Here is a 6,747-nt window from a genome sequence, read left to right on the forward strand (position 1 = left end):
GGAGCCGACCGTGACCGACGCGATGGCGCTGCTGAGGCGCCGCCTCGACGACTCCGGCATCGTCGACGTCGTCTCCGTCGAGCCGGCGACCGGAGGCCTCGCCGCGACCGCGGGCCTGGCCCGGCGTGCCGACGGCACCGCGGTGTTCGTCAAGGGGTTCGTCGAGGAGTTCGTCAAGGGGTTCGACGACGCGCCGTCCGACGACGCCTTCCCGGCCGAGGCCGAGGGCCTGGCGGCGCTGCGGGAGCTCGGCGGCGTCGCCACGCCCGACGTCGTGCTCGCCGCCCGCGACCTGCTCGTCCTCGAGGTGCTGCACCCACGCCCGCGCGACGAGGAGTTCTGGGAGCGGCTCGCGCACGCGCTCGCCCGGCTGCACGCCACCACCCACGACCGGTTCGGCTGGCACCGGGACAACTGGCTCGGCCGCCGCCGCCAGGACAACGCCTGGGCGGACGACGGGTTCACCTTCTTCGCCCGGAGCCGCCTGCTGCGCTGGCTCGGCGAGCCGCGGGTCGACGCCGCCCTCGGGCCCGCCGACCGGGTGGCCCTGGAGCACCTCTGCGCCCGCCTCCCCGAGCTGCTGCCGGACCGCCCCGCGTGCCTGACGCACGGCGACCTGTGGGCGCAGAACGTCCTCGCGACCGCCGACGGTCGGCCCGCGCTGATCGACCCCGCGGTGTCGTACACGTGGGCAGAGGTCGACCTCGCCCACCTCTGGACGACGGCACCGCCGCCCGAGTCCCGGGGGTTCTTCGACCGGTACGCGGAGCTCACCGGGCTCGATCGCGGGTGGCGCGACCGCATGCCGATCCTGCAGCTGCGCCAGCACCTCGCCGTCGTCGCGCAGTTCGACGACGACTGGGGCGCCGCCGAGCAGGTGCGGGCCACGCTCGCCCCGTTCCGGCGCCGGGGCTGACGCCCGGTCAGGGCGCCGCCGTCAGAGGGTGACGGTGCCGACGATCGTCGTGACCGCGTCCCCGCCCACCCACACGGCACCGTGGTCGTCGCGGCGCACGTGCACGCGGCCGCGGCGCCCGAGGGCGGTGCCCTGCGAAGCGACGTACGACGGCGGCAGCAGGCCGCCCGCGAGCCACTGCCCGAGCCCGGCGTTGAGGCTGCCGGTCACGGGGTCCTCGGCCACGCCGATGTCGGGCACGAACGCGCGCACCTCGACCGCGGCGTCCGACTCGCCCGGCCCGTAGGTGCCGACGACGCCGATCTTCAGCCCGCCGAACGCGGCGAAGTCCGGCTCGACGGCGAGCACCGCCGCGGCGTCCGCCAGCCGGGCGGCGACCCAGCCCGGGCCGTTGTCCACCCACGCCGCGTCCTCGATCTGGGCCACGCTCACCCGCAGGCCGCGCGCGATCTGCGCGAGGTCCTCCGGCCCGACCGCGCCGGAGCGTCGCAGCGGCGGCGCGGCGAACGCGAGCCGGTCGCCGCCCCCGTCGGGCTCGCGCCGGACCGTGACGAGCCCGACGCCGCACTCCTGGACGACGTGGTCCGCGGAGCGGGGCACCCCGCCCGCCTCGAGCCACGCGTGCGCGGTGCCGAGCGTGGGGTGGCCGGCGAAGGGCAGCTCGCCCCCGGGCGTCCAGATGCGGAGCCGGTAGTCGGCGTCGGGCGTGGTGGGACGCAGCAGGAACGTGGTCTCGGACAGGTTGGTCCACCGCGCGAAGGCGGCCATCTGCGCGTCGTCGAGGCCGTCGGCGTCGTGCACCACGGCCACCGGGTTGCCGGTGAGCGGGCCGGTGGCGAAGACGTCGACCTGACGGAAGTCGTGGGTGTGCGGCACGAGTCACACGCTAGCCCGGTGAGGGGGGTGCTCGCCGCGCTCGTACCCTGGTGGGATGCGCACGACGACCCTCGACGCCCCGGCGGTGACCTCCGCCGACACCGTCGTGCCGCGCGAGGCGTGGGAGCCGCTGGCCGCCGCGCACGCCGCCCGGGCCGACGCGCTGACCGCGGTGTGGCGCGCCGCCCGCGACGAGGGCTCGACGCACGCGATCGAGGACTTCCTGTTCACGTACTACCCCACGCGCGTGAGCCACCTGCGCCGCTGGCACCCGGGACCGGGCGTGGTCCTCGCGGACGCCGCCGAGCACGCCGGGTGGCGCTGGTACCGCGAGACGCAGCTGCGGGGCGACGACGGCGGTACGCACGGCGCGACGCTCGACGTCGACGCCTTCGTGGCCGACCGTGGCGACACCGTCCGCTACGTCCGCGCGCTCGTGTCCGCCACCGCCGGGCGACCCGGGACGTTCGGCTGCTTCGGCCTGCACGAGTGGGCGATGGTGTACCGCGACCGCGCGGCGGGGCGCGACCACCGCCACCCGCTGCCGCTGCGGCTGGGCCACGACGGCACGGACGCCGTCGTCGAGTCGCACCGCATCGGCTGCTCGCACTTCGACGCCTACCGGTTCTTCACGCCCGAGGCCGCCGGCCGCAACCAGCTGCGCCCCACCCGCGAGCGCCAGCCGTCGATGGAGCAGCCCGGCTGCCTGCACGCCGGGATGGACCTGTACAAGTGGGCGCTCAAGCTCGGGCCCGCCGTCCCCGGCGACCTGCTGCTGGACGCGTTCGAGCTCGCCCGCGACATCCGGTACACCGACATGGCCGCGGCCCCGTACGACGTCTCGTCCTACGGCGTCGAGGCCGTGCCGATCGAGACGCCGGAGGGCAAGGCGGAGTACGTGCGCCGCCAGCGCGGGTTCGCCGCGCGCGGGCAGGAGCTGCGCGCGCGCCTGGTCGCGGTGTGCGACCTGCTCCTGGCGGGCGCCGCCGGTTGACGACGGCGGCGAGGCGGTCAGTCGGAGACCATCCCGCTGACCAGGGCACGCCACGTCACGGGCCCCACGACGCCGTCGACGAGGACGCCGAACGCCGACAGCGCCCGCTGGAACTCGCGCACCGCGCTCTCGGTCCTCGGCCCGAAGACCCCGTCGACCACGAGGTCGAGGCCGACGCGGACGTCGAGCTCGGACTGCGCCCCGCGGACGGCGTGACCGCGGCTGCCGAGGCGCACGGTGACGACGATCGCGCCCCAGGTCCTGGGCCCGACGACGCCGTCGACCTCGAGGCCGAAGTCGCGCTGGGAGGCCCGCACGGCGGCCTCGGTGAGCGGGCCGAACGTCTCGTCCACCTCGAGGTCGTGCCCGTGCTCGTTGAGCAGGTGCTGCAGCGTGCCGACGGGGTGGAACCGGTCACCGGGGCGGACGACCGGCCAGGGGTCGAGGGCCTTGCTCGTCGTGACGGACATGGCCGCCTCCTTCGTGGGGCCGGGCCGGGCGGGTCGTCGCCCCGGGAAAGCCTGGCGCCCTCGCGGGGAGGGAGCGCGGCGCGCAACGGCAGATACGTCGACCAGAGACGTCGCCCGTGTGCCCGTGGCCTCAGGCGGAGCGGCGGGCCCGCAGCGCGGCCTGGGCGTTGCGGTTGGTGCACGCGGTGGAGCAGTACCGCCGCGAGCGGTTGCGCGACAGGTCCAGCACCAGCCCCTGGCAGTCGGCGTCGGCGCACACCGCGAGGCGGGAGAGCTCGTCGTCGCGGATGAGGTCGATCATCGCCATGGCGGTCTCGACGACGATGCGGGTGGCGAGCGGGGCGTCGTCGGCGGTCGCGTGGACGTGCCAGTCCTCCCCCGAGTGCCGCACGAGGCGCGGGTGGACGGGCACGCCGGCGAGCAGGTCGTTGACCAGACCCGCCGCGTCGTCGCGGTCGGCGAGGAGCAGCGCCCGGAGCCGGGGCCGCAGCGCGCGCACCTGGTCGAGCTCCTCGGCGGTGCCGTCGTGACGGCCGGTGTACTCGTGCTCCCGGAAGAAGGCGTCGAGGTCGGCGGTGGTCTCGAGGGTCTCGGGCGGCTCGCCCGAGTTCACGAGGGCGACGGCCGCCCGGAGCTCCGCCACGGTGTCATGAGCGAACGGCATGTTGACACGTTACTCCACGCGGTCGTAGCGTCATGAGCCATGGCAGAGATGACACATGACGCCCGCGCGACGGCGCGCACCGGCCTCGGCGCGGGCCTCGCCCTCGCGGTCGTCTCCGCCGTGACGTTCAGCCTCTCCGGCCCGCTCGCCGCCGGCCTCTTCGCCACCGGGTGGAGCCCGGGCGCCGTCGTGCTGGTGCGGGTCGCGGTCGGGGCGCTCGTCGTCCTGCCGTTCGGCGTCGTCGCCCTGCGCGGCGACTGGTCCCCCGTGCGCCGCAACCTGCGGCTGCTGCTCGCCTACGGCGCGCTCGGCGTCGCGGCCACGCAGTTCTGCTACTTCGCCGCCGTGCAGCACATGCAGGTGGGTCCGGCGCTGCTCATCGAGTACTCCTCGCCTGCCGCCGTCGTCGCCTGGCTGTGGATGCGGCACGGCCAGCGCCCGGGCCGGACGACGATCGCCGGCATCGCGCTCGCCGCCGCGGGCCTCGTCCTCGTGCTCGACCTCGCCGGGGCCCGCCTCGACCCGGTGGGCGTCGCCTGGGCGCTCGGCGCGATGGTGGGCGTCTCCGCGTACTTCCTCCTCAACGCCCGCACCGACACCGGGCTGCCGCCCCTGAGCCTCGCGGCGGGCGGCCTCGTGGTGGGCGCCGTGCTGCTCGGGCTGCTCGGTGCCGTCGGCGTCATGCCGGTGACGCTGTCCGCCGACCCCGTGACCCTCGCCGACGCCGTCGTGCCCGCCTGGGCGGTGCTCGCCGCCCTCGGGGTGGTGACCGCCGGGATCGCCTACGTCACCGGCGTCGCGGCCGGACGACGCCTCGGCGCGCGGCCGGCGTCCTTCGTCGGGCTCCTCGAGGTGGTCAGCGCCGTGTTCTTCGCGTGGGTGTTCCTGGGCGAGCTGCCGCGACCCGTCCAGCTGGTCGGCGGGCTGCTGGTGCTGGCGGGGGTCGTCGTCGTGCAGCAGGGCGAGGCCGCGACCCGGCGCACGCCGCCCACGGTCGAACCGACGACCGAGCCGGCCGGAAAGCCGTAGGCCGCGGCGGGCGCCGGCTGCGAGGATCACCCCATGTCCCGCGTCCTCGCCGCCGCCCCCTCCGACCCCGTCGCCGTTCCCGAGCGGGTGCGCGTGCTCGCCGGCGACGACGACGTGACGCCCGTGTGGCGCAACGAGCTCGGCGGCCTCACGTTCCGCCTCTCGGCCGGCCCCGGTGGCGAGCGGCCCGGCGCCGAGCGCTACGTCAAGTGGGTCCCCGCCGGCACGCCGGAGCTCGACCTCGACGCCGAGGCCGAGCGCCTCGCGTGGGCGGGCCGGTACACGCCGGTGCCGCACGTCCTCGACCGCGGCACCGACGACACCGGCGCCTGGCTGCTCACCGAGGGCATCCCGGGCCGGTCCGCCGTCGACCCGCGCTGGCTCGCGCACCCGGGGACGGCGGCGCGCGCGATCGGCGCCGGGCTGCGGGCGATGCACGACGCGCTCCCGGTCGACGACTGCCCGTTCTCGTGGGGCGTCGCGGACCGGGTCTCCCGCCTCTCCCCCGCCGCCCGCACGCGCGTGGGCGACGTCCCCGCCGTCGACCGGCTCGTCGTCTGCCACGGCGACCCGTGCGCCCCCAACACGCTGCTCGACGACGGCGGGCGCTGGACCGCGCACGTCGACCTCGACGCGCTCGGCGTCGCGGACCGCTGGGCCGACCTCGCGGTGGCGAGCTACAGCCTGGAGTGGAACTACGGCGACGGCCACGAGCCCGCCTTCTTCGAGGGCTACGGCATCGCGCCCGACGCCGGGCGCATCGCCTTCTACCGGCGCCTGTGGGACCTCGGCTGACACGTGTCCGGTCGTACGGGTAACCCCGTACGACCGTCCGGTCGGATCACGGCCAGATGACGCGGTTCCCCTGATGTGCGGACCGGACCGACGCCGTAGCGTCGAATTTGTCCAGTTTCCTCACGAACACAGGAGAAGCAACGATGCGTCTTCGTTCCACCCTCCTCGCCGCGGCCGTCGGGGTCGCCGCGCTCCTGGCGCCCCTCGCGGCGGCACCCGCGGCGTCCGCCCACGGCTGGGTGACCAACCCGCCGAGCCGCCAGGACCTGTGCGCCGGCGGTTCCCTGTCCTTCGACTGCGGCAGCATCAAGTACGAGCCCCAGAGCGTCGAGGCGCCCAAGGGCTCCATGCAGTGCTCCGGCGGCAGCGGCTTCGCCGTCCTCGACGACGAGTCGAAGCCCTGGCCCCGCACCACGATCGGCAACAGCGTCACGATGAAGTGGCAGATCACGGCCCGCCACGCCACCTCGACGTGGGAGTACTTCGTCGACGGCACCCTGCACCGCACCTTCGACGACAAGGGCGCCAAGCCGGAGGCCGTCGTCAGCCACACGCTGGAGAACCTGCCGGCCGGCGACCACACCATCCTCGCCCGCTGGAACGTCGCCGACACCGTCAACGCGTTCTACGCGTGCGTCGACGTGACCGTCGGCGAGGGCGGGATGGTCGAGCCGACCGACCCGCCGGTGGACCCGACCGACCCGCCGGTCGAGCCGGGCGACTGCGAGGACGCGGCCTGGAACCCGTCGTCCGCCTACACGGGCGGCACGAAGGTCTCCTACGAGGGTCGCGCGTACCAGGCCAAGTGGTGGACCCAGGGCGACACCCCGTCGTCCGCGGCCGGCCAGTGGGCGGTCTGGACCGACCTCGGCGCCTGCTGACGGCCACCACGTCCTGACGGTGGCGGGGGGGGGGGCCCCGCCCCCCCCCCCCCCCCCCCCCCCCCCCCCCCGGCCCCCCCCCCCCCCCCCCCCCCCCCCCCACGGGGACGAGGGGATTGAGA

General features: G+C 75.8%; 8 protein-coding genes. 5 read left to right on the top strand and 3 right to left on the bottom strand.

Features of this window, described 5'->3' with window-relative positions:
* The first annotated feature begins 10 nt into the window (after positions 1 to 10).
* On the top strand, positions 11 to 916 hold the full coding sequence (locus ACFQ80_RS18580; protein WP_430564678.1) for a fructosamine kinase family protein: 906 nt from the start codon (positions 11 to 13) through the stop codon (positions 914 to 916).
* Between the two features lie 21 nt (positions 917 to 937).
* On the opposite strand, the gene ACFQ80_RS18585 is transcribed toward ACFQ80_RS18580, so the two are convergent.
* Positions 938 to 1,792, bottom strand: a complete 855-nt coding sequence (locus tag ACFQ80_RS18585) for a PhzF family phenazine biosynthesis protein (RefSeq protein ID WP_430564679.1) — start codon at positions 1,790 to 1,792, stop codon at positions 938 to 940.
* A gap of 55 nt (positions 1,793 to 1,847) precedes the next feature.
* On the opposite strand from ACFQ80_RS18585, the gene ACFQ80_RS18590 reads away from it, so the two are divergent.
* Positions 1,848 to 2,786, top strand: coding sequence for a 3-methyladenine DNA glycosylase (locus tag ACFQ80_RS18590; protein WP_430564680.1), 939 nt, complete (start codon positions 1,848 to 1,850; stop codon positions 2,784 to 2,786).
* Between the two features lie 17 nt (positions 2,787 to 2,803).
* Here ACFQ80_RS18590 and ACFQ80_RS18595 read toward each other — a convergent pair whose 3' ends face one another.
* Together ACFQ80_RS18595 and ACFQ80_RS18600 are read right to left on the bottom strand one after the other, a co-directional pair.
* Positions 2,804 to 3,256 (bottom strand): peptidoglycan-binding protein, encoded by a 453-nt coding sequence (locus ACFQ80_RS18595; protein ID WP_430564681.1) that lies wholly within the window; start codon positions 3,254 to 3,256, stop codon positions 2,804 to 2,806.
* Positions 3,257 to 3,386: 130 nt separating this feature from the next.
* Complete coding sequence (locus ACFQ80_RS18600) at positions 3,387 to 3,920, bottom strand: CGNR zinc finger domain-containing protein (RefSeq protein WP_430550319.1); 534 nt, start codon at positions 3,918 to 3,920, stop codon at positions 3,387 to 3,389.
* Positions 3,921 to 3,959: 39 nt separating this feature from the next.
* Here ACFQ80_RS18600 and ACFQ80_RS18605 point away from each other — a divergent pair, with 39 nt between their 5' ends.
* From ACFQ80_RS18605 to ACFQ80_RS18615, 3 genes are all read left to right on the top strand, one after another.
* A complete protein-coding gene (locus ACFQ80_RS18605; protein ID WP_430564682.1) occupies positions 3,960 to 4,949 on the top strand; it encodes a DMT family transporter in 990 nt (329 codons plus the stop codon).
* Positions 4,950 to 4,982: 33 nt separating this feature from the next.
* A complete protein-coding gene (locus ACFQ80_RS18610) occupies positions 4,983 to 5,744 on the top strand; it encodes a phosphotransferase (protein ID WP_430564683.1) in 762 nt (253 codons plus the stop codon).
* 143 nt (positions 5,745 to 5,887) lie between these two features.
* Positions 5,888 to 6,625, top strand: coding sequence for a lytic polysaccharide monooxygenase (locus tag ACFQ80_RS18615; protein WP_430564684.1), 738 nt, complete (start codon positions 5,888 to 5,890; stop codon positions 6,623 to 6,625).
* Positions 6,626 to 6,747 lie beyond the last annotated feature (122 nt).

Source organism: Isoptericola sp. NPDC056578 (genome assembly GCF_042793275.1).
Lineage (GTDB): Bacteria > Actinomycetota > Actinomycetes > Actinomycetales > Cellulomonadaceae > Isoptericola.